Raw genomic sequence first — 722 nt, forward strand, 5'->3', positions numbered from 1 at the left:
GGGCTCGTATGAAGAAGAATGACTCTCTAGAGTGTCGTAACTGTCACGAGTTTGATTACATGGACTACTCACAGCAGGGCTCGCGTGCTGCGGCTCAACACTCAACAGCATTAGCTTCTGGCGACAAGACCTGTGTAGATTGTCACAAAGGTATTGCTCACAAGCTGCCTGACATGAGTGGCGTTGAAGGCTGGCAATAAGGAGACAAACCATGAGTACTTTAGAATCTGTGATTTGGCATATCCTTGGATACAGCGCAATGCCAGTGATTATTCTTTCCGGCTTTGTAGGAGTAGCAGCAGTCTCTTTATGGCTACTCTCACTAGGTAAGGATAAAGAGGTTTAACCGCAAGGTTAGTTCATCTCTACCCCGTCAACTTTTTATTGCCTATTTTGTTGACACTAAGCGCCGAGCAAATGCTCGGCGCTTTTTTTGATAGCGTAATGATCGCTTATCCAACCATAAAAAAAGCGACCATGTAGGCCGCTAAAGATTACTGCTATAGGGAGTTTTAAGACTCTTTCACTGGCAGAACTTGCTTAACGTATTGTCCTGGCGCTTCATCAATCACTGGGTAATTTTCTGAGCCCACAGGGAATGGTTCAACCTGCTCTTGCGGGTTGTATTGCAATAACCATTCGTTCCAATGCGTCCACCAAGAACCCTCTTTGTGTTCTGCATTGCTCAACCACTCATCAGCTGAGTCATCAAGAGTGTCATT

At 45.4% G+C, this 722-nt stretch carries 2 protein-coding genes and 1 pseudogene; 2 read left to right on the plus strand and 1 reads right to left on the minus strand.

Translation table 11 applies throughout. The features are described 5' to 3' along the window. Nucleotides 1-200: NapC/NirT family cytochrome c (locus R7040_RS26355; RefSeq protein ID WP_318097561.1), on the plus strand; the 200-nt coding region annotated here is incomplete at its 5' end. Between the two features lie 11 nt (nt 201-211). Beyond that, nucleotides 212-346 (plus strand): TIGR02808 family protein, encoded by a 135-nt coding sequence (locus R7040_RS26360; RefSeq protein WP_005463497.1) that lies wholly within the window; start codon nt 212-214, stop codon nt 344-346. Nucleotides 347-512: 166 nt separating this feature from the next. Here the strand turns inward: R7040_RS26360 and R7040_RS26365 are convergent. Beyond that, nucleotides 513-722 (minus strand): annotated as a pseudogene (locus R7040_RS26365) (class I poly(R)-hydroxyalkanoic acid synthase); the annotation flags it as partial.

This window comes from Vibrio sp. 1069, assembly GCF_033340555.1.

Excerpts from the sequence above, each read along its gene's own strand:
- R7040_RS26360 (WP_005463497.1), top strand. The coding sequence starts at position 212 with ATGAGTACTTTAGAATCTGTGATTTGGCATATCCTTGGATACAGCGCA.